Annotated in this window: 15 protein-coding genes; 9 read left to right on the forward strand and 6 right to left on the reverse strand. The window is 61.0% G+C overall.

What is annotated here, in order from left to right; translation table 11 throughout:
* The first annotated feature begins 207 nt into the window (after positions 1-207).
* The 9 genes from PLANPX_RS18475 to PLANPX_RS18515 all read left to right on the forward strand — a co-directional run bounded on the left by PLANPX_RS18475 (position 208) and on the right by PLANPX_RS18515 (position 12,317).
* Entirely contained in the window at positions 208-1,509 is a 1,302-nt protein-coding gene (locus PLANPX_RS18475; RefSeq protein WP_152100158.1) for an NAD(P)/FAD-dependent oxidoreductase, read from the forward strand.
* Entirely contained in the window at positions 1,509-2,363 is an 855-nt protein-coding gene (locus tag PLANPX_RS18480; RefSeq protein WP_152100159.1) for a DUF1365 domain-containing protein, read from the forward strand. The genes PLANPX_RS18475 and PLANPX_RS18480 overlap by 1 nt, the downstream gene beginning before the upstream one ends.
* Positions 2,360-3,787 carry an SAM-dependent methyltransferase gene (locus PLANPX_RS18485; RefSeq protein ID WP_152100160.1) on the forward strand — a complete coding sequence of 476 codons (1,428 nt, stop codon included), beginning with the start codon at positions 2,360-2,362 and terminating at the stop codon, positions 3,785-3,787. Before PLANPX_RS18480 ends, PLANPX_RS18485 begins: the two co-directional genes overlap by 4 nt.
* Positions 3,727-4,509, forward strand: a complete 783-nt coding sequence (locus PLANPX_RS18490) for a DUF1295 domain-containing protein (protein ID WP_232536179.1) — start codon at positions 3,727-3,729, stop codon at positions 4,507-4,509. The genes PLANPX_RS18485 and PLANPX_RS18490 overlap by 61 nt, the downstream gene beginning before the upstream one ends.
* Before the next feature lie 468 nt (positions 4,510-4,977).
* The gene (locus tag PLANPX_RS18495) at positions 4,978-5,982 is read left to right on the forward strand and encodes a LacI family DNA-binding transcriptional regulator (protein ID WP_152100161.1); all 1,005 of its coding nucleotides are present in this window, start codon (positions 4,978-4,980) and stop codon (positions 5,980-5,982) included.
* A gap of 183 nt (positions 5,983-6,165) precedes the next feature.
* Entirely contained in the window at positions 6,166-8,328 is a 2,163-nt protein-coding gene (locus PLANPX_RS18500) for a dockerin type I domain-containing protein (RefSeq protein WP_152100162.1), read from the forward strand.
* 318 nt (positions 8,329-8,646) lie between these two features.
* Positions 8,647-10,191, forward strand: a complete 1,545-nt coding sequence (locus PLANPX_RS18505; protein WP_152100163.1) for a dockerin type I domain-containing protein — start codon at positions 8,647-8,649, stop codon at positions 10,189-10,191.
* A 77-nt stretch (positions 10,192-10,268) separates the two neighbouring features.
* A complete protein-coding gene (locus tag PLANPX_RS18510; protein ID WP_152101927.1) occupies positions 10,269-11,396 on the forward strand; it encodes a DUF1559 domain-containing protein in 1,128 nt (375 codons plus the stop codon).
* A gap of 93 nt (positions 11,397-11,489) precedes the next feature.
* Positions 11,490-12,317 carry a PEP-CTERM sorting domain-containing protein gene (locus PLANPX_RS18515; RefSeq protein ID WP_152100164.1) on the forward strand — a complete coding sequence of 276 codons (828 nt, stop codon included), beginning with the start codon at positions 11,490-11,492 and terminating at the stop codon, positions 12,315-12,317.
* A 95-nt stretch (positions 12,318-12,412) separates the two neighbouring features.
* On the opposite strand, the gene PLANPX_RS18520 is transcribed toward PLANPX_RS18515, so the two are convergent.
* The 6 genes from PLANPX_RS18520 to PLANPX_RS18545 form a co-directional block, all read right to left on the reverse strand.
* Positions 12,413-13,633 carry a sialidase family protein gene (locus PLANPX_RS18520; protein WP_172992162.1) on the reverse strand — a complete coding sequence of 407 codons (1,221 nt, stop codon included), beginning with the start codon at positions 13,631-13,633 and terminating at the stop codon, positions 12,413-12,415.
* Positions 13,634-13,661: 28 nt separating this feature from the next.
* Positions 13,662-14,621, reverse strand: coding sequence for a dihydrodipicolinate synthase family protein (locus tag PLANPX_RS18525; RefSeq protein WP_152100166.1), 960 nt, complete (start codon positions 14,619-14,621; stop codon positions 13,662-13,664).
* A 5-nt stretch (positions 14,622-14,626) separates the two neighbouring features.
* Positions 14,627-15,427: a hypothetical protein gene (locus PLANPX_RS18530; protein WP_152100167.1), complete on the reverse strand. Its 801-nt coding sequence runs from the start codon at positions 15,425-15,427 to the stop codon at positions 14,627-14,629.
* A gap of 57 nt (positions 15,428-15,484) precedes the next feature.
* Positions 15,485-15,922, reverse strand: coding sequence for a hypothetical protein (locus PLANPX_RS18535; protein WP_152100168.1), 438 nt, complete (start codon positions 15,920-15,922; stop codon positions 15,485-15,487).
* Between the two features lie 55 nt (positions 15,923-15,977).
* Entirely contained in the window at positions 15,978-17,096 is a 1,119-nt protein-coding gene (locus PLANPX_RS18540; RefSeq protein WP_172992163.1) for a DUF1559 domain-containing protein, read from the reverse strand.
* Between the two features lie 66 nt (positions 17,097-17,162).
* Positions 17,163-21,284, reverse strand: coding sequence for a LamG-like jellyroll fold domain-containing protein (locus PLANPX_RS18545; protein ID WP_152100170.1), 4,122 nt, complete (start codon positions 21,282-21,284; stop codon positions 17,163-17,165).
* Positions 21,285-21,298 lie beyond the last annotated feature (14 nt).

The following is a 21,298-nucleotide window of genomic DNA, read 5'->3' on the forward strand; positions in this document are numbered from 1 at the left end:
GCGGCTGAGAACCCGGTTGATATGAACGATTTTACGCCATCGCTAGCTCGGAAGCCACAGATTATATCCGGCGGACTAAGGAATTATTTTCGCAATTTCTCTGAATTATGAGCGAGGAAATCCTTGGCGGCGGCATTCGCCTCCCGTAGGATGAATTGAACGTTTTGAACGTTTTTAAACTCACCATGAGCTGGTGATCGTCCTCCCATGAGAATCGGAATCATCGGCGCAGGTGTTTCTGGGCTCGTCGCTGCCTACAAGCTCGGCGAGCAGCACGAAGTGACTCTCTACGAGGCCAACGGCTACGCGGGCGGGCACGTCAACACGGTCGACGTCGAGGCGGAGGGCGTCTGTCACGCCGTCGATACCGGCTTCATCGTGTTCAACGAGGCAACGTATCCGCACTTCAGTGCGCTGCTCCGAGAACTCGACGTCGCTTCGTCCCCCACCTCGATGAGTTTCAGCGTCGTCGACGCCGCAACGGGGTACGAATACGGCAGCCGCACGCTCTCGGCTCTTTTCGCCCAGCCGCGCAACATCGTCGACCCTGCGCACTTGCGCATGCTGGCTGATGTGCTTCGCTTCAATCACGTTTCACAGGCCGAATTCGCGACGCTGACGGATGAAGCGACGGTCGGCCAATTCTGTGAGCGCCACCGCCTGTCACGATACTTCGTCGATCGCTACCTTCACCCGATGGGCTCGGCGATCTGGTCGTGCCCGCGCGGCGCGTTTCAGCAGTTTCCCGTGAAGTTCATCATTCAGTTCTTCCAGCAACATGGTCTGTTAGCGCTTCGAAACCGGCCGCAGTGGCGCGTTGTCGACGGGGGCTCGCGGACCTACGTCGAGGCCCTAACTCGTGGATTTCGCGATCGCATCCGATTTGGCTCTGCCGTTGTACGCGTCAGCCGCTCAGCCGACCGCGTGGCGCTTACCCTCGAAGGCGGAGAATCGAGAAGCTTCGATCATGTGATTTTCGCATGCCATAGCGACCAAGCGCTGCGTATCCTCGGCAACGACGCGACATGCGTGGAACTTGAGATTCTCTCGGCTTTCCCTTACCAGCGAAATCGGGCGGTTTTGCATACTGACGAGACGCTGTTGCCGCGCTCGCCACGAGCCTGGGCGAGCTGGAATTACCGCATTTGCAAGGAGGATGCGGCGACCGTCACCTACAACATGAACCTGCTGCAAGGGATCGAGTCGCCGCGAACTTACTGCGTCACTCTCAATGATTCGGGGGAAATCAATCCGTCGTCAGTCATTCGCACATTCGACTACGCGCACCCTGTATTCACGTCAAACCGAACCGCTGCGCAGGCTCGCCACCGTGAACTCCTAGACGCGAATCGGACTTCATTCTGCGGGGCGTACTGGCGAAATGGCTTTCACGAAGACGGCGTCGTCAGCGCCCTGTCCGTCGTCGAGGCATTGCAGAGCCGCCTCGGCAGCGTGCCCCAGTGCGTGGTCGCGGATGCTCCCGAAACACTCGTCGCGGAGCATTCCTGATGGTCCGCGCTAGTTGCCTGTACGAAGGCGTTGTCCGACATAGGCGCCATGCGCCGTTCGCGCATGAGTTCGCTTACAAGCTGTTCATGCTTTACCTCGATCTTGATGAGCTACCCACGCTTTTCTCGAACCGCTGGCTGTGGTCGTCGCGCGGAGCCAACGTGGCGTGGTTTCGACGGGACGATCATTTCGGCCCGCCGGCAGAATCGCTCGCTTATTCAGTCCGCGAGCTCGTGAAATCGCGACTTGGCGTCAGGCCGGCTGGCCCGATTCGGTTGCTGACTCACCTAAGATACTTCAGCTTCGTGATCAATCCGATCAGCCTTTATTATTGCTTCGACGCGGAGGAGCGATTAGCGGCGGTCGTGGCTGAGGTGACGAATACGCCGTGGGGCGAGCGACATATCTACGTGCTTGACGCCGGCCAAGTGCAGAACGGCGCGCTTCGAGCGGCGACCGCCAAGCGGTTGCACGTCTCGCCGTTCTTGAAGATGGAGTACGAGTACCGATTTCGGCTAACCGTTCCTGATCACTCATTGGCAATCAAGATTTCGAACGCCAGTACGGAGAATGTTCGAGCGAAGCCGGCCCTTGAAGCGACGATGGTTCTACGCCGCCGCGCGCTGACGGGCTTGGCGCTCGCCCGCGTGCTATGCCGCTACCCGCTGATGACAGTTCAAATCGCCAGCGGAATCTACTGGCAAGCATTGCGACTGTGGCTGAAAGGCGCTGCCTACGTGCCACATCCCAAACACGGCGTGCGGAACGAAATGGCGGGCGCCAGCGACTTCATCGCCGACTCGCGGTCGTCCTCCTCGAATCCAGAAGTGCAAACTCAGGAGGTTTCTTCATGAGCGGCTTGGCTCCGACGTCGCGCAGCCCAATCGGTCCTCAGCGTTGGATCAACGCAGCTGCCCGTCGCCTGGCGTTTGATCGCTTTGCATGCATCGACGACGGCCAGTTGACGTTACGCCTGGGAGACACCGAAACGCTCTTCGGACGCGCGACTGACTTACGCGGCGAGGCGACTGTTCATGACGAGGCGATCTTTCGCCGAGCAGCGCTGGGCGGCAATTTGGCGCTTGCGGAGGGTTACGTCGACGGCGATTGGGATTGCGACGATCTGACTTCCGTGCTGCGAATCTTCGCAAGAAACGCTGCTTCGCTGTCCGCCACCGAGAGTGGCGTCGTGGGAAAGCTCGTGAACCTTGTACGAAGGTTCCAAGCCCGGCGCGAAGACAATTCGCTGTCTGGCAGCAAACGGAACATTGCTGCGCACTACGATCTCGGCAACGAGTTCTTTCGCCTCTGGCTCGACAAAACGATGGCGTACTCATGCGGCGTGTTTCCGGCAGTCAGCTCATCGTTGGAGGAGGCGTCGGTGGAAAAATTCGATCGCGTCTGCCGTAAGCTCAATCTGCAACCCGATGACCGCGTTGTTGAAATCGGAAGCGGATGGGGCGGCTTTGCCATTCACGCTGCCAGTAACTACGGCTGTCACGTGACGACGACGACGATCTCGCCAGCTCAGTTCGACTACGCAACAAATGCCGTTGCCGCCCAAGGACTCCAGGGGCGAGTCGAACTGCTTCAGCAGGATTATCGCGACGTCGCGGGACAGTTTGATAAGCTCGTTTCGATCGAAATGATCGAAGCCGTCGGCCACCAGCGCCTCGACGAATACTTTCGCCGTTGCAGTCAGTTGCTCCGCTCCGACGGCTCGATGCTCATCCAGGCGATCGTCATGCCAGAGCAGGGGTACGATCTTTATCTGAATAGCATCGACTTCATCCAACGGCATATTTTTCCTGGCGGCTGCCTCCCGTCGCTTGGCTCGATCCTCGCTTCGGTCGGCCGAGCGACTGATCTCCGCGTTGTGCACGTCGAGGATTTTGCTCCGCACTATGCGGAGACGTTGCGTCGCTGGCGCCAAACGTTTCGCGACCGACTCGACGAGGTTCGCGACATCGGCTGCACCGAGCGGTTCATACGGCTATGGGATTTTTATTTAAGCGTCTGTGAGGCGGGGTTCGAGGAGCGGACGATTGGCGTGCTGCAAGTCCAACTCGATAAGCCCCGCTGCCGGCGCGAGAAGGCTGATCTTTCGACTCGCATCAGAACGGATGCCGCCTACCAGCTTGCATGTGGACGGCAATCAAACGTTGGGTACGCGAAGATTGACGTTGAACAAAGCGAGATGCGGGGGAACACCGCGCTTTGCGAGAGTTACTCGAACTTCTGCTTCTTAACCTCGCCATCGTCACGACGGCGTCGCTGATGCTATGGGCGGTCAGCGTCCGCCTTCGGGATGCGAGCATCGCCGACGTCTGTTGGGGCTTGGGGTTTGTGCTGCTCGCATGGACTTCGTGGGCCTTTGTCGGGGCGACAGCATGGCGCGTTAAGTGGCTGGTCGCTTTGGTTACCCTGTGGGGGATGCGACTGTCGATCCACTTATTCTGGCGGAAACGCCAAGAACCCGAGGACCGACGATATGCCGCCATGCGGCAACGAGCCGCCGCGCGATTCTGGTGGTCTAGCCTCTTTAGCGTCTTTCTCTTGCAGGCAGCGCTCGTCTGGTTTGTCGCCCTGCCTGTGCAATTAGCGGCTTGGCTCGACGACCGATCTCAATTGAGTTGGCTCGACGGAGCGGGCGCCGTGATCTGGCTGATCGGATTCTGCTTTGAAACAGTTAGCGACTGGCAACTTGCTCGATTCAAGAGCAATCCGTCGAACAACGGGCGCGTGATGGACCAAGGACTATGGCGCCTCACTCGGCATCCAAACTATTTCGGCGACTTCTGCGTCTGGTGGGGAATTTATCTGATTGCTGCAAATGGCGGCGCTGCGGCGATGATCGCGAGCCCGGCGCTCATGTCGTTGCTGTTGCTTCGCATCTCTGGCGTTGCGCTCTTGGAACGGACGCTCGTTGATCGCCGGCCCGAGTATGCAGACTACCAACAGCGCGTTAACGCATTCTTTCCCGGCAAGCCTCGCCGGTGACGTCGCTGCTCCCACGTCAAGAGTAAGGTTCTAACCAGAGATGGAGCGATTCGAGTCGAAAACGATGTTGCATTGAGCTTCGCTGCTAGTCGATTTCGCAAGGCGCCGCGCCAGCGACGCGCAGCGAAATTTGGCGAGGTGGTCCGTTTCGACGTCGGATGAAGGGCAACGAGGATTCAACTTAGTGATGTTGCCTAGCCGCAGCCTGAGCGGTTCCGGCGGGGCCGCCGCTTCGGGCAAACCAGCTTGGCAAACACGCCATCGTCCCGGTTTTGAGAGTCCTGCCCGGAGGACTAAAGCTCTTTCTGTAGCGGCATTGCCGCCGAAAACAGGGCAGGCGCCGGATTCTTTGCACAATTCCGGAGCGCCAATGCAAAACGGAGTAATCGTTGCTCCCGCCCACCGCTCGCCTTATAGTGGCATGAAAGCGCTCTCATCGCCTGGGGAGCGGGCGGAGAAATCGCGATCGTGCCTATTTCGATTCAAGACGTTGCCAAGAAAGCCAATGTGTCGATCAGCACCGTTTCACGGGTGCTGAATCGTCGCAATATCGTCAATGAAGAGACAAGGAAGCGCGTCGAATCGGCAATCAACGACCTCGGCTACAGCCCGAACGTCTTCGCACGGGGATTGATGCTGCGCCGCAGCCACATCTTAGGCTTGGTGCTGCCCGATCTGCATGGCGAGTTCTACTCCGAGATCATTCGCGGCGCCAACCTGCGTGCGCGGGAACTCGGTTACAAGCTGATGATTTCTTCAGCCGTAGCGAAGGACGACGGCAGCGAGTTGATGGCGGCCGTCGCGGACCACGGCATGGTCGACGGTCTCGTCGTGATGATCTCCGAGATCACCTCTCGCATCCGCGAAACGCTGCGCAAGGCGACGGTTCCGCTCGTCATCCTCGACGGAGACGTCGACGGCGTGAAGCATGACAGCGTGGTGATCGATCAACGAACCGGCACCATTGCGATGCTGCGGCATCTCCTGCGGCGTCGTGATCTGCGGCGCATCGTCTTTGTCGGCGGTCCCGTGACGAACATCGACTCGATGGAACGCCTCAACGCCTACCACGAGGTGACGGCGGAATTCGGCATTGAAGTCGGTCCCGACGACGTTCACCATCTTGATTACCAATACGACACGGCGTTTGACCTCGCGGCCGCGAACGTCGGCGAGTGGGCTCGCCGTGGCGCAGCAGTTTTCGCGGCCAACGACGAAATGGCTGCTGGCGTCATCGACGCGGCGCTGGCGGCGCAACTCGCCGTGCCGGCCGATTTGCCGGTCGTCGGCTTTGACGACACCCGCGTTGCTTCCATGACCAGACCGCGATTGACCACCGTTCGCGTCCCGATGAGCGAAATGGGGGCAGCCGCGATTGATCTGCTTTGCCAACGTTTCGACAACGTGGAGCAACCTCCAACGAAACTTGTCCTGCAATCCAAACTGATCGTTCGCGATTCGTGCGGCAGCTGATTGCCTGCCATTGAGAAAACGCCCGCTCGCGTCAGTAGGCCGGAGACGATCCCGCCGGCCGCAGCGGCAAGCGTTCGGCGAGATGCACGCCTGCGAAGGACCGCGATAATTCCCCTACTTTGACAGTCGATTTCTCCTCTTGCACAGCGACGTTAATTTCTCTTCGTAGCTACTCCTTGAACCATGCGACCACTCCTTCTCTTCGCGTTCGGCGTGATGGCTGCCGCTCCGCACTTCCTCGCGGCGCCGCGAGCAGCGGCGGGCGATCTGGCCGTTACGACGCTATTTGACGGCGAGCGAACTGGCCAACTCGGCGCTTCGCAATTTCTCAACAACTGGGGGGGCCCGTTCTCCGCCGGCAACATTTCGGGCGTCACGCGCGAGACGGGCGTCGTCCACTCGGGCGCCGCGTCGATCCGCGCGAACCTCGGCACGATCGCGTCGGGAGGATTTGGCTTCTTCCAAACCTTTGCCAGCCAAACGGCGGGGCAAAGTCTTCGCCAGACCCGCGACCTCACGCGCTACGACGGCTTCGAAACTTACGTGCGCAACGACACGGGCGCGCCGCTCAATCTCAAGTATGAAATCAAAGATTATCGCGACAACGGCGCTCACCAAGCCTACTACAACTTTAGCGTCCCGGCCGGACCTGGTTGGACGAAACTGTCGGCGCCGCTCGACATGAATTCGGCGGGTTGGAACGTCACCGGAACGCCCGATCTCTCGCGAACGTATGTCACGAGTTTCGTCGTCACCCCGCAGTCGGGCAGCGTTTCCGGCTCGATCTACCTCGACGACTTCAAGCTCCGCGAGAAGGGCCCTGCGATTGATTTGCAAACGGCTCCGATCGCAAGCATTGCCGAGCGACTGGCCGAGCGGCAGTTCAGCGGACTTTGGACGGCGCGCAACCGCGCGACCGGCCTCATCTACAACACGTCCAACGACGCCAATGTGGCGGCGATGAACACCACCGGCGGCGTCCTGTGGATGTTGCCGTCGGCCGTCCGCCGAGGTTGGGTGAGCCAAGCCGACGCCGACGCCTTCGCCACTCAAGTCGCGGCGTCGCTGAACACCAACCTCAATCTCACGACGAATGTGCCGACGCGTTTCATCAATCCAGCGTCGGCAGGCCTGCCGGGAGGCGCCAACGAAGAGTCGAGCATTGATGCATCGTTCATCGCGTTGGCGCTTCACCGTTACAAGTCGCAGCCGACGACGCCCGCGCCCCTGGCGGCAGTAATCAATTCGGTCGAGAACAGATTCAAACTCGACGCGTTCGCCGCGCCCAACGGATTTCGTCTCGCCTATCTACCCGCGTCTGGTTTCACTGCTGGCACGTACGATGGCTACACGAACGAAGGAAAGACCATCTCGCTCGCAGCAGAAGTCTCCGATGCACACCATGTGCCGCTGGAGAGCCGCTGGAACGCCGATACCCATCGCTCGCGCGTGTTCCTGGTGAACGCCGACGACGCCCATCTCACGCACAGCCAGTCGCAGTTTCGCGCGCCGTTCGAACAGGCGTTGCTGAACTTGTTCGTCGACACGTCGGATCGCGGCGTCGACAACTACCCGAACCGCTCGTTGGCGACGAATCCCTGGCAAAACTTCGTCCGCTACGAACGCGAAACGGCTGCGAAGCTCGCGCAACTCGGACGCACTGAACTCTTCCAGCCAGATGCAGGCGACGGCGGCACGGGGGGCTATCAGCAGTACAGCCTTTACAACAACTTCGGCCAGTCCGATCTGTTCATGCCGTGGAGCGTCTGCTTCGCGCTGCTGGCCGGCGCTCCGGGCGCCGAAGAGGCGCTCCGCACGCTGCTGGACGACGGCAACTTGCACGGGCCGCTGGGGATCGCCGACTCCGCGCGGTGGGCGACGGGGGCGTCCGGGCCAACGAATGTTCCCGCTTCGCAAGACAACTGGAACGTCGTGTTGTCGACGATGGCCCTCTTGGAGTACTTGGAAGGGGAGCAGAGCGCTTCTCGAGATTTCGCGAATTTGCCCGGCGTCAGGTCAGCCCTCGACGAGGTATTCGTCGACGGCGATCTCAATGGAAATGGCGTCGTCGATGCCGCGGACCTCAGCATTTGGAAAAACGGCTTTGGCGATGCAGCGGGGGCGACGCCAGCTAACGGCGATACAGACGGCGACGGCGACGTCGACGGGGCAGACTTTTTACGCTGGCAACGGGGCTCTGGGAGTGGAGCAGCGAGCGAAACCTCTAGCCAGACCGTTCCGGAGCCTTCGGCCGGCATCATTTTAGCTAGTCTCGTGGGCTGGGCAGCGAAGTTTTGGCCGCGCCAGCACCTTGTCGTATCTGGGATCCATTCGGAAAATCCCTAGAAAAATAGCACTGAAAGCGCTTGCAGTATTCATATCGTCGGCGTAGGTTAAGGGTCAGCGGCAAATCTCATCCAAGCAAGTCTGTTCGCACACGGACGCCTACCCGATCGCGTTCGAGACAATCGATGCGTTGCATCGCGACGAATCAAAACTTTTCAGCTGGATTGAATTGCTAGCCGCTACGTCAATGCGGCCAACTACTCTTTTCGACTCAGCCACTCTTCGAAACCAATCGCTCATCCTCAATTGAGTTCACCGTTAACGGCCGCCCGTGAAGCATTGCTCACGAGCGTCGCGCCGTCTCAGGAGATGTCACCGATGAAACGTTTGCTTCCCTCATGCTTGATCGCTTGCTCGCTCATCGCCTGCGTCATTTCGTCGCCGGTTCGCGCACAGAATCTCTTGCTCAATGGCGATTTGGAAGTTCAGTCGATCGAAGTCCCGAATTGGACGCTGCAAGAATTCCGCACAGGATCATCGGCTGAAGTCAATTCCGTGACTCGCGAGGGCTTTGCCAATCAACCGGCCTCGGTTACCGGCGAGTATGGCATTTGGTTACGCCCTTGGGCCGCGGGCGATACGTCGACGGAAATGGTCAACGGCGTCATCTCGCAAATCGTTCCCGGCGTTGCCAGTGAGAACTACACCTTTACCGGTTGGTCCAAGTTCGAGCAGAACTATGCGGGCGGCGTGACCAATCTCGACTTCTTCTCGCCGCTGGACCCGGGGCAGACCGGTACGGTGCCTTCGCCGACTAACACCCTGTTCGAAATGGCATTCTTGGATGCCAGCAACAGCGTGATCGGCACTCCAATCACCATGGATCTACGCACGGCGCGCGGGCCTGTCCCAAATAACAACACGTGGATTCAGCACACGCTGAGCGGTGCGGCGCCTGCCGGCACGGCAAACATCCGCGTCAGCGCCTCGATGCTCAACGGCGTCTTCAACACGAACCCCAGCCAATCGGCCTTCGTCGACAACTTCTCGCTGACGGGATCGAGTGCGCCGACGACCGAGAAACTCGCGAACCCGAACTTCAACCTGTTGCCGCCCGAGTTCCCCGGCTCCTTCACGCTCACCGAATCGCCCAGTGGTCGCGACACGGCAGGCGGAGCGAGCTTCGCCAATCGTCAAGCGCCGGGCGCTAACGGCGTATGGCTCAAGGCATTCTCCGGTTCGCTGGCCGATCCTTCGGACGCCACGCTCTCGCAAACTGTTGCGGCCACCGTGGGAGGCAACTACACCTTCTCCGCTTGGTCGAAGTGGGAGACGAACTATTCAGGAGGACTGGCGGCGATTTCGGGCTCGCCTTCGCCGACGCAAACGTTGATCGAACTCGCCTTCCTCGATGCAGGCAACGTTGTCATCGGCACGCCAGTGACGGTTAATCTGAAGACGGCTGGTCAGTTGAATGACAATACGTGGCGTCAATACTCGGTGAACGGCATCGCCCCCGCGGGCGCGGTGAATGTACGCGTCTCGGCGATCATGAACGACGGCGTCAACTCCGGAGCCAATCCGCAAAGCGCGTTCTTCGACGATCTGTCGCTGACGCTGGCGGCGGCGCCGGCGAACGATGCAGACTTCAACAACGACGGTATCGTCGACGGCAAAGACTTCTTGATTTGGCAGCGTGGATTCGGCACAGCCGCCGGCGCGACGAATGGCGTCGGCGACGCCAATGCGGATGGCGCCGTCAATGCGGCTGACCTGACTGTTTGGAAGGATCGCTTCGGGCAGCCGTCGGCTGCCGCGGCGGTGCAGGCGGTGCCTGAACCTGCCTCGCTTGCTGGCGCATGCGTTGCGTTGGCACTCATCGGCTATTCCTCGCGCGGACAGCGTGGGCGTCGCAGCAACTGAGCGACGGCGACAGGGCAGGGTAAAAGTGCGTCGGAAACGAAGTGACAGAGAAGTGGCTTTTGGTCGAGGAACTTGTCATGGGACGTCAATTCCGCTCTAGGATTCGCGGCTTCACGCTAGTGGAGCTCCTCGTGGTCATCGCGATCATCGGCGTGCTGGTGGCGCTGCTATTGCCGGCGGTGCAAGCCGCGCGCGAGGCGGCGCGGCGCACTGACTGCGCCAACAGATTGAAGCAGATGGGCTTGGCGATGCAGAACCATCTCAGCGCACAGCGTATCTTCCCTACGGGTGGCGTTGGACCGAACCCCGATATCGCCAATTTCACGAGCGGCGGAACTTCGAACCCAGGCACGCCCAACGGCGCCAACAAGCAGGGGCTCGGCTGGGCGTACCAGCTGCTGCCGTACTTAGAACAAAATGCGGTGAAGGGACTCGTGACCAACGCCCTGCTAACAAAGACAGTGGTGCCGGCCTATAACTGTCCGTCGCGTAGAACATCGACCGGCGGTTCAAACAACGCGTTGATGGACTACGCCGCCGCGCAACCGATGACGCTCAGATGCCCACAGCTCGGCGCCAACGCTGGAGTAAGATACGCACTGTCCCAAGTCAATCCATTCAAAGGCGGCACAGAATGGACCGTTGCCAACGAGGCATTTTGGTGCCGTAGCAATGGGCAACCAGATCCTTCGTCCGTCTTCGACGGCGTCATCGTCCGCACGCCTTGGAAAATGACGACCGCCGCCACAGCGAGCGCTCCAGCCGTTGGCGAACGGCCCAACGGCGCGCCTTCGGCCACGAAGGTCCAAGAAATCACCGACGGCCTCAGCAACACGCTGGTCATCAGCGAAAAAGTCGTCCGCAGCGACCTCTATGAAGGCAATATGGACGGCTCCGGCAACGGCTCGCGATCCGACGATCGCGGCTGGTCGGATGGCTGGGATCCGGACACCATCCGGCTGACGGCCCTTCCCCCGCTGAGCGACGGCGATCTATCAGTCTGCTTCAACGGCGATCCGCAAGTCTCGCAATACTGCACCGGGGGCCAAGACGTGTTCTTCTTCGGCTCCGCTCACACCAGCGGCATCAACTCGGCGTTTGCCGACGGCTCGGTGCACCAGCACAGCTTTAATATCGACGTGGCCGTGTTCAACGCTCTCGGCAGCAAAAATGGCGAAGAGGTCGTCGATGCGAGTCAGTTGTAACTAACGATGCGACGTCTCTTCACCATGCGTTCGCATGGGCGTCGCCGCAATTGTCAGCAGTGGTCAACTTCATTGATTGGGGAGGATCGAATAATGAAAAGAATGTTGGTTCTGTCAGCCGCGATAGCGGCTTGCCTCGGTGCTCAGGTCGCCTTGGCCGGGCCCGCAATCAACGGCCTGAAACTGTCGACGCGAGTCTTCAACGACTTCACGACGACGAACCTCGTCACCGCGAACGGCAACAGCGTCAATCTCGGCGCCCCGAGCACCGTGACGATCAACGAATCTGGATTCGTCAACGACGGCGTCGGCGGCAATTTCGCCAATCGCCACGACGTCACGCTTTCGCCCGACCTAGGCGCCAGCAATCAGCTCTTCAGCATCGACGATTCGTACACCGTGTGGACGACCGTCACGCTCGCCGTCGGCTCGAATTCTCCGCGTAAGGAAGCGGGCTTTCACATCGACAGCCAAATCACGGGCACCGCGTCGTTCATCATCAATTCCGACGCCGGCGAAATCGTCGCCTTCGGCGGCGGGGCTCCCTTCAAGCTCTTCGGCAAGCTCTCCGACGGCAACGGTTACGTCGCCGGCACGCCGATCCTGATGGGCTTCACGATGCGGGCCGCCGGCGACGGCAACGGCCCAGCTCAAAGCACGATCGAGTACTTCATCAATCGCGGCTTGGGGCTCGAAACGAGCGGCCAGCTTCCCTACGCCAATCTGGAAGGCGGCCCGGTGAACTACTCGGTGTCGATGTACACGCAGACGGCTCCGAATCTCACCAACCCGAATGAATTCGCGAACACGACGTTCGCCGACATTCACTATTCGTCGGCGCCCGTGCCGGAACCAGCCTCCATTGCAATGGCGGCGCTGGCTTCGCTGGGGCTGATCAGCATTCGCCGTTCGCGAGCATAAGGGGTAATTGCTCGCAACGATGAACCGAGCGAGCCCTTGCGCCGATGGCGCGGGGGCTCGCTTCTTTTTTTGGCGATCACTCGATTGCCGCGATTTTACTTCTGCTCTTCCTGATCCAACCACGCGCGGTTGAAACGAACCAGCGTCAGCGTGGCGGGGATGAAGGGGCCCTTCGGCTCCAAGCTCTTCGCTTCGTAAAATAGGTAGACCGTTCCATCGGGATCTACCGCAAGGTCGCTGTAGCCGCTGGGGCCGGCGTCGACAACGCGCGGGACACTCCAGGTCTTACCATCGTCGCCGCTAAGGCGGACCGACAGATTGCGGCGTTCGCGGTTGCCCTCCTTGCCGGTCGGGCCAGTGCCGGGACCGCTGTTCGGATAGGAGTAGAGCAGGGCGGTCGTCTTGCCGGCGTCGTCGACGAGCGTCGCGTTCCCACCCATGCAGATCGGCTCGTAGAGAGCTTCTTGGAACTCCGGCTTGCTCCACCCCTTGGCGCCGTCGGCACTGGTTGAGAAGAGCCGGCGGTGGCGTTTCGATTCGTTGCGAACGTTGGCAAGAACGCGGCCGTCGGAGAGTTCGACCAGTTCCGTCTCGCTCGGGTTCGGCGTCTCGTCGGTCGTGGCGACGATTACGTCGCCGGCATGCCAGGTCTCGCCTCGATCGTCGCTGTAGACCGTCGTCGAAATCGACGGGCGATGGCGTTTGTCGGTTGCGAGCCATACTGGCACGACGAGCCGGCCAGTTTTGAGCGTGATGCCGTGGCCGGGGCCCATCGCAATCACTTGCCACTCGTAACCGTCGCGGGTGCGGAACTCGTCGAATGCCGACGTGATCTCGTGCGGGGCCGACCATGTGGCGCCGTCGTCGCGGCTCGTCTTCAAATAGGCGCGCTGGTAAGCGACTTGGTACATCAGGTGAACTTCGCCGTTCTTGGCGTCGACGATGAAGCATGGGTTGTCGACCGTGTTGACGCCATCGTTCACGAGGACTTGCTGCTCGTCCCAAGTTTGGCCGGCGTCGGTGCTGCGGCGGAGCATGAGGTCGGTGTTTGACCAATCGCCGTGGCCGTTGAAACGACCGGCGGCGGCGGCGAGGATCGCCCCCTTCGGCGCGACCGCGATCGCGGGGATGCGGTAGCAGCGATAGCCGTCGCGGCCGGCTTCAAAGAGGGGCTGCGTGTAGAAGTAGGGCTCGGCCGCCGCTGCCGCTTTCGTTTCTGCGGCGATGAGCGGCGCTGGCGCGAAGCAGGCCGAAGAGAAACAGAACGTCGTGGCCAGCAGGGCGCGCGTTACATCAAATAGGCGAAGCATCTTCATAGTCTTGATCAGATTATTGTCTAAATGGCTAAAGGCTGGCGGAAAAACGTTCGGCAGCGAGTTCCTCCGACCACCAATCGCGGAAGTCGGCGGCCAGTCGCCCCGCATCTACGGCCGGCAACGGCTGATAGGGCGAACGCGTCCGGCCGTTATCCTCCAGAAATCCGCTCGCCGCCGCACGGGCCTTGCCAATGATGCCGTGGAGATAACCGCGACGAACGTATTGCTCGACGCACGAAGTTTCCCAGAGGTTGAACTTGCGCTGCATCGCCGACGCCGTGTCCCACTCGCCCCGTTGGCAGAGGTCGACAAGCCGCCTCTGCCATGCGGGAAGCGAGTTCACCCAGAAGCTGTACGTGCCGCGGCCCCCCAGCAGCATCCCGGGGACGACCGTGAAGTCGGTGAGGATGTGCGAAAGCTGCGGCGTGGCGCCAATGATGTCGGAGAGCTCGAGATAGTTCTGCGTGCCGAGCTTCGTGCCGATGAATTGTTCAGGAAACTCGGCGACAAGCGCGCGGTACTCGGCGCCAAGCATGCGAACATGACCACGCGGCGTGTTGTAGTGAATCCAGCGCGCCGCGGGCGCCGCTTCGGCCAGTTCGTTCCAAAACCGCCGCACGTCGCCGGCGTTGAGCGGCATGAAGTAGGGGTAGCAGATGTGGAACGTGTTGATGCCGTGGTCTAGGCAAACTCGTATGCGATCGATGATGCCTTGCGTGTTCGTCCACGTGACGCCGACTTGAGCTCGGCAATCGACGCGTTCCATCGCCCGCGCGAACTGAACGATGATCGAGCGAAACTCGTCGAGTTCAATCGCGTAAAACTCACCGTCGGCGTCGGTGGTGTAAATGCCGTCGACGCGGGCCTCCGCCAGCCGATCGACGTTGCGTGCGAAGATCGCTTCGTCGAGTCGGCCGGCGGCATTCCACGGCATGGGGATGGCCGCCCACAATCCTTTCACGTCATCCGCGACGTTGATCACTTTCATACGAGCTAACCATTCTTTCGATGCCAAGCCAACGCAACCAAGCCGATGACGCAGAGCGAAGCCGTCGTCGGCTCCGGCACATTGAGCGTCTCCATCACCACCGAACGGACATAGAAATCGGCGCCGCGGTTGGCTCCCGACTGGGCTCCGAAATAGAGAGCGGATTCAATCTGCGTCGGCGAGGGATTGACAATGATCGGCAGCGCGACGCTCGCGCCGCCGTCGACAGTATACGAAAATTCGAAGTTGCCGGCGTTCATTTGCCCGCTCACGACCAGCGTGTGGAAGGCGCCGTCGATCGCAGCGAGCGTCGAGCTGAACCCGAGGACTTCGATCGCCTGATCAGCGCCAATGTTGGCGGCTTGCGTTTCGAACTCGGTGCCGTTGAAGCCGAACCGCAGGTTGCCTTTGCCTGAGCTGGTGGTGGCGAGCCCTTGCCAGACCATCGTGAACTTCAAGCCTTGCGTCAGCAACGCCTGCTGCTGGGCGGACGTCCAGGCGTAGTAGTAGTTGGGAAGATCGACCGACGCGTCGGTGAGCGTGTCGCGGATGTGGAGCGCTGGACCGCCGGCGAGCGTCTCCAGCGCGACGTTCGCGTTGTTGGCGGTCGTCCCGCTGCCATTCGCGGCAGTCAACGGGCCGTCGAGGTCGACTTCGTAGGCGAGCCAACCTTGGTCCGTCGGGAGCTGTCCGGTCGAGGCGTCATAGGAGAATAGAAACGCGGCTGATGCCGGCGGAGCACTGAACGCCCCCACAAACACCGCACAAAGTGAGGCGTAGAGAAGCGTGGCACGGGTGTTCATCATTAGTCCCTCGCGGTGGGTTCGAAGTGATGCAGAATTGAAGAGGCGAATCAAGCGTGCTTACTTACTGGTGAGTTGAAAATCTTTTGTTTCAGTGTCAGGCTCGATCGTGGCGGTGAGCGTCGTTTGCGCGTTGTAGCGGGCGTCAAGAAACTGCTCGGCGGCCCCCCCTTCGGCGCTGGCCGTCTTACTCTTCGGATTCGCGCGGTATGCCTTGATCTCGACTTGGTGCGTGCCGATGGGGACGCCTCCTTTAGCTTGAGCGGTGTAGGCTCCATCCTTGATCGCCCCGCCGGAGACTGGTCCAATCGTCCCCGAAGTGGGAATGAAGCGGATCTCGCCGTTGGAAATTGGTTGGCCGTCTAGCGTCACGACGCCGCTAACGACGACTTTGTCGATGGCGGAAGAGTTTCCGCATCCGACGGCGAATAGAAGCGAGGAAGCGACGGCAAGCAGCGACATCCCTGTCGCGCGGACTTCTTGTACTGATAACTTCATGGCTGTTGTTGAGAGGTATGGCGAAACAAATCTGCGTAAGTGCAGGAACGCAGGCTTAGCGCGGCGGCGGGTTGCCGCCGCCAACGCCGTCGCTGCCGGTGACAACGCCGCTCGCTGATCCGCCGCTGACAATGTCGTCGTCCGCTTTGGTGGCGTGAGCCCAAAGAACGAGTGCATCAGTGTTTTCACCGAAAAACTGGACGCTGCCATCGGCGAACGCAAAGTGCGCGCCGCCCGGATGCCAACTCGCAAAGCCATGCTCGCGGTGGAATTCGTCATGGCGATTGCCGCCGTCGCCGTCGAACGGATCGACCGTATCGTCGCGGCCGCCCGGCACCGATTGCGGACCGTTTACCCCCTGGCCCAAGTCGGCGACATTCCGCGTGATCCAACCGTGAGCCACCCAGACTTTTTGCCCAGCGGCGTCGATCCCTTCGGCAGAAACCATTTCACCGATGATGAACGTGTTGCTCAGGCCGTCGGTCACATGGCGGGCTTCGACGGCGCTGAAGTTGTAGAGAATCCCTTTGCCGAACGGCGTCGGCACGAACGGGTGATTTACGTCATCGTCACGTCCAGCCGGCTTGCGGCTGAACGCCTTCCGGCTATCGGCGACGCCGGCCATGTTCGTCATTCGCCAGTCCCACGCGGGAACGCCCGCGTGATCCTTATCGGTGCAACAGTCTATCCATGCTTCCTGATTCCGCTCGCTCGGGCAGATGAAGCTGGGGATGAGCGTCGCCGCCGCTTCCCACGATCGCGGTGCAAAGTTTCCTTGAGCATTGTTGAAGTCAATCATGCTGAAGACTTGCTGCTGCTCCATGTAGGGAAGGATATATGCGCCCCAGCCCATACCGGGATAACTATTCGCGTTGGCGCCGGCCGGGATGCCTTTGGTCGGCGTGAAGTTGTAAACGCCGTTAGTATCGGCCGTGGTGTAGCGTGTGCCGTCTGGAAACGCACCGTGAGCGCTATGGTAGTTCTGCAGCGCGACGCCGACTTGCTTGAAGTTGCTTTGGCAGGTGGAGCGTCGCGCCGCTTCGCGGGCCGCCTGCACCGCAGGGAGGAGCAGCGCGACCAGGACGCCGATGATCGCGATGACGACCAGCAGCTCCACCAGCGTGAAGCCGGCTAGACGAGCAAAGCGGTTGCGGCCGAGTAGTGGCGAGTGCATGTGAGACCTCTTCATGTCGAAACAGGGCGTCCGTGCGACGCGAGATCGAATGGGGGAGTAAGAGCGTTATTGGGCGGAAGATTTCCTGCGACGGCGTGCGTGTGCAATGGCGAGCAATCCCACAGCGGCCATGCCAAGCGTCGTTGGCTCGGGAACGCCGGCAGCAAACACTTCCATGTTCAGTTCCAGTCCGAGTCCCTTGAATGCCTGCCGCAACATAAACGCGTCGTAGAGGTCGACTTCACCGTCGAAGTTGAGGTCGCCTTGCTGCCGCGTCGCCCAATCGCCGAACTGGACTCCGTTGACGAGCTTCGTCGTCCCCCAGCCTTGGAGCATCTTCGTGACGTCGTCGGTCGCGGCGGGGCCCGTCCCTGTTCCGGAGACCACGCCGTCGAGGTTGACGTCGGCGAGCGGCTTGCCGGCCAGCTGCGTCGCGATCCACTCATTGTCGGTGGCAAGGTTGAGCGTGCCATAGTTCGCGGCGTTTGCGGAACTCGTTCCCCAAACCGAGACCTTCACGTCGTCGATCACCCCGCGGAACGGATTGGTTATGGGCAGATCTTGCGTCACCCGCGAGCCGCCAACCGTTAGCAGCTGGTTGACGTTGAACTCGACCGCGTCGTTGCGCGCCGCGACTGCAACGCCGTTGATCAGCAGCGCGCCGCCGACGTTGGACCGGCCGTTCACGCGGTCGCTGAACCCGCTGATCATTTGCACGTGCGACCACTGATTAAAGCCGACGGCGGCGCCGGAGTTGATCACCGGTTCGGCGTCGGAAAGGAGGCCCCACTTGTTGTCTTCGGTGATAACGACGCCATGCTCGCCGGTGTTGTTGATAATCTCCTGGCGAACATTCTGCTGAGCGCTGTTGGGCTTCACCCACAGCTGCATCATCTGGCCGCGAATCCCCTCGTAGTTGTGGGGGAAAGGCGTTGAGGGAAAGAGCGTTGTGCTGTCCCAGACGTCGCTCGGGACAGCCAGATGGATCGGCGTCCACAGATAGTCGTCGACTCCATCGAACGAAGCCCCGCGCGTGCTGCCGGCGCCAGGGCGATCGCTGACGCTAATGTACGTCGGCCCGCCAGCAACATTGAGATCCTGGAGGTCACCGGCGCCATTCGTGCCTGCGCTATCGAAGGTTGAACTAAACCCGTTTCCAGAGCCGAGCACTGCGCCAATCGAGGCGCCTTCGGCTCCGTCGTCGCCGAGGCGGTAGTTGCGGTCGACCGTGACAGCCGCCGTGGCCGTCGTTACCGATAGGGCGAGCATGGCCGCCGTGCCGCACGCGACCGAGCGAGCCGCCGCCAAGCGTTTAGGACGCTGATGCACGACGAGGATCGCCGCCAACGTCAATGCCGCAAGGGCGAACGTCGCCGGTTCAGGTACCGCGGCGACAGTGCTCGTGGCGCTGCCGGGCGTGCCGAACTGGGTTTTCCACACGGTAAGGTCGGCGGCGTTGACGTTGCCATCGCCATTGGCGTCGCCTTGAGCCTTCGTAGCTGACCCGTTGCTGATGCCAAAGTTGCGTTGCCAACGGAGGAAGTCGGCCCCGTCGACGATGCCGTTCGCATCGAAGTCGGCTCCCGAGGCTCCGCCGGTCACATAAGAGACGGCGCCAGTGTAAAGAACCGTCTCGGGCGTCCCAGCGACGTGATATTCGAAGACCAGATCCTTTGCGTTGATCGTCTTGTTGTAGAGCGTGCCCAGGCTGACGTCGGACATGCCAGTCGCCAACAGCGTCGACTCGCCGAAGGCGCCTTCCGAGACCTTGCCAGCCGTCGCCGCGAGTTCGCTCCAGACGTTCGAATCGAAGCTCGAGTCGTCGAGGCTCAGCCATTGCCCAGGAGCCAGCGAGTTGCCGGCGCTGCGAACGCGATAGAGGTCGACGTCGAACGCGACGCCCGACGTGTTCACCAGCGACACGGCGCCCGTCGTCTCGTTCACCTTAAGCGCCAGCTGGGCCGTGAAGGGCGTCGCCGCGTTGATCCCGTTAAGGCCGGCGAGGTAACGGTTCTGTACTTCGCCGTTGGTGAGACGGCCATTCCATACGGCGAGATCGTCGATGGCGCCGTTTAGCGCCCAGGTGTATCCCGGCGTGGTCGTTCCCATCCGGTTGTGGGCGCCAATGGTGACGATGTTGGCGCCAATCGCCGCAGGACTGGCCAAGCCATCGGCAGCGACGCCGCTATCTTCCAGCACGCCGTCGACGTACAAGCTCCAGCCGGAGGTGTTCTGAGCGTAAGTGAGAAATCGCCACTGGCCAGTGTTCACCTTGCTGACCGTGACCGCTTCGCCGGTGCCGACGGTAGGCCGGCCCGAGAAGTCGGCGCTCCCCGACGCGATGCCCAGCGGGCCCTGATCGCTGACGGCCCGGAACATTACTTCTTCGTTCGCGACGCTGTTGTCGGAGATGCTGAACATCGTGCCGAGCGTGGTCGCGGAGGTCTTCACCCAACCGGAGACGGAGAAGTTTTCCCCGAGAGTGAGCAACGCGTCGTTGCTGGCGGAGGTGGCGACTGCTAGATGGTCGGCCGTGGTTCCGCCAAACTGCCAGGCGCTGCCGATGATGCCAGCCGCGCCCGAGTTGACGTTGCCCGCTTTCGTGGCGTTGTGAACGCCGCCGATCGCGTCGGCCGCGGTCGTAGCCCCGGCTGCTTCGTCGAACTTCCAATGGGCGATGAGGTCCGCAGCATTCGCGCCGGTGCTGCCGGTGACGAAGATCGCTGCCGCGACTGTTGTTGCGATCGTTGCCGCTCCGGCACGCCGGGCACGCCCCCGTGCGCGACGGCCGCAAGCGAGCAACATTGCTCCCATGGCCAGCAAACCAGCGGTGGCGGGCTCTGGAATCGCGAACGATAGCGGCGCTGCCCCTGGATTGGCCGCTAGGTACGCGCTGTTAAGCTTCAGAAAGTCGAACTCGTCGACGATCCCGTCTGAGTTGAAGTCGCCCGCCTGATAGCGTTCCGCTTCCGACTTAGCGAGCGTGTTGGTGCCGAAGCTGAGGCGAAACTTTGTTTGGAAATCGGCGACGTCGAAATCGCCGTCGAAGTCGAGATCGCCGAACTTAAAGCGTTGATTGCCGTTACCGTAGTAGCCGATGTGGACTGGCACGACCGATCCATCGGCGAGCAACAACTCGACGGCTAGGTCTTCCGTCGGGCTCTGCACCCAGACATTCCCGAGATTGATCGTTTGCCCCGTGGCAAAGTTCGCGCCGTCGCCGTCCGGTTCGAACTCGGCAAGGTTGTTCCGAACGGAGGCGCCGCTCAGCTTGGCCCATTGATCGTTGGGATCGACCGACTGATTGCCGCCGGCGTCGTAGGCGTCGGTAATCGAAGTCCACCCCGTCGGATCGAGGCCGCCGCCGGCGGATGCGATCGAATAGCCCACGATGTTTAGCGGCGTCGAGTTGTTGACGATCTTCAGCGTGCCGCGCGGGCCGGCGTTGCGATCGATCGTCGCCGTCAGCGGCAACGTCTCCATCGTGATCGTGCGAACAAGAAAGTCGGAACCGAGGCTCGCGCTTGAGTTGCCGCCAAAATAGACGGCCGATTCGAGCTGCGTCGGCGCAGGGTTGACGATGATGCTGCGAGAAACTTCTGCGGCGCCATCGACGCTCAAGCTAAAGATGAACTCCGTGCCTACTTTGCGGCCGTAGATCGTCAGTGTGTGAAACTGGCCATCGAGCGGCGCAAGCGTCGAGCTGAAATTCGTCACCTCGATTGTGCGGTCGGCCGGAATGTTGCTGTTTTGGGCTTCGAACTGCGTGTTGTTAAAACCAAAGCGAACATTGCCGTTGCTCGCTCCCGCAGTGAGGCCTTGCCACACCATGGTGAACTTCACCCCTTTTTGCAGCAGCGTCTCCTGTTGTTGCGTCGTCCAAGCGTAGAGGTAACTCGGCAAGTCGAAGCCGGTGTCGCTAAGCGTGTCGCGCATGTGGAGCGTGGGCACGCCGCCGACGGTTTCGATCACCGCATTGGCGTTCGCTGCTGCCGTGCCGGCGACATTCGCCGCCGTGAGCGGCCCTGTCGTATCGACCTCGAACGCCGTCCATCCCTGCGCCGTCGGCAGCGTGCCGAGCGAGGAGTCGTACGAGAAGACGGCTTCAGCCATCACTGGGTTAGCGATGAGGAGAGTGATCGAGGTAAGGATCGCCGCCGTGAACAATAATTTTGGTATGCGAGTCATCGAGAGTATCCTTG

The sequence above is a fragment of the Lacipirellula parvula genome, assembly GCF_009177095.1.
GTDB lineage: Bacteria > Planctomycetota > Planctomycetia > Pirellulales > Lacipirellulaceae > Lacipirellula > Lacipirellula parvula.